We start from the raw sequence: 1,354 nt of genomic DNA, 5'->3' as shown, positions 1-1,354 counted from the left end.
ATGGCAATCTGGAATATCTGGGGCGCAATGATTTTCAGGTCAAAATCCGCGGTTACCGCATCGAATTGAGCGAAATTGAAGCCGCCCTCGCTTTGCACCCACAGGTCAAACAGGCGGTGGTGATTGATCATGAGCATAACGGCCATAAAGCACTGGTGGCGTATCTGGTGACAGACGAGGAACTATCAGACGATGAACTCGTCAGGCACTTATCTTCCCGCCTGCCGGACTATATGCTGCCGGCCAGCTTTACCCGTATTGAATCCATCCCCCTGACTCTGAACGGCAAAGTGGATCGGCGGGCATTGCCGGAACCTGTCTGGGGAAACAGAGAGGGATACGTGGCACCCCGCAATGCGCTGGAAACCCAACTGTGCGCCATTTGGCAGGACGTGTTAGGACTGGAGCGAGTGGGTATTGAGGATAATTTCTTCCGCATCGGGGGCAACTCCCTGACGGCAATAAGACTAACCGCCGCCATCCACCGCACGCTGGCAACCGAAGCCTCACTGGCTCAGTTGTTTGCACTAAAAACCATCGCGGGCCTGGCAACCAAGATGGAACAGCAGATTTATACGGTTATCCCTCATTTGGCTCGGGAGCGCTATCCCTTATCGTTTGCCCAGGAGCGGATGCTATTTATCGAACAATTTGAACAAGGTTCCGATACCTACCATATCCCTTATCTGGTTCAACTGGATAACGATACCTGTCTGCCCCTGCTGGAAACCGCCATTAACCGGCTGGCTGAACGCCACACTGTAATGAAGATGGCATACCACAACGATGATGATGGACAAATTTTTCCGCAGAAACTGGACAGGAATTTAGTTATCCACTCCCAGTCCTGTGAAAATGCTGACACGCTTTTGAACACGGTTCGTGCTGAAATAGCCACCCCGTTCAATTTGACCGCAGAACCTAGCCTGAGACTGTGCCACTATTCGACGTCTGACCCGGTGTCTGGCCAGCACTACTTATTAATGCTATGGCACCATATCGCCATTGATGGCTGGTCGGTCGATATCTTTATGGCTGAACTGGCGGAGATTTACCACTCCTTGCGGGAAGGTCGTGACAGCCAGCTTCCCCCACTGGAGATTACCTACGGCGATTACGCCGCCTGGCAACGGGATTATTTACAGGGCGACATCGGTGAACGCCAGCTCGCTTACTGGCGACAGGCCCTGACCGGCTATGAATCACTGGCCCTGCCCACCGATTATTCCAGACCCACACAAGTGAATTATCAGGGACGGGATTTCAATTTTGTGCTGGACACCCGGCTGTCTGAACAGTTAAGGACGCTGGCAAAAGCGCAGGAAACCACCCTGTATACCGTGCTGCTCAGTGC

Annotated in this window: 1 protein-coding gene; it reads left to right on the top strand. The window is 52.9% G+C overall.

The genetic code is table 11. The features are described 5' to 3' along the window. On the top strand, window positions 1-1,354 hold a 1,354-nt coding region (locus EAE91_RS23435), incomplete at both ends, for a condensation domain-containing protein (RefSeq protein WP_244869019.1).

The sequence above is a fragment of the Photorhabdus noenieputensis genome (assembly GCF_018448935.1).
Lineage (GTDB): Bacteria > Pseudomonadota > Gammaproteobacteria > Enterobacterales > Enterobacteriaceae > Photorhabdus > Photorhabdus noenieputensis.
Note: the sequence above shows the minus strand (reverse complement) of the source record. Positions and strands in the feature narration are given on the sequence as shown.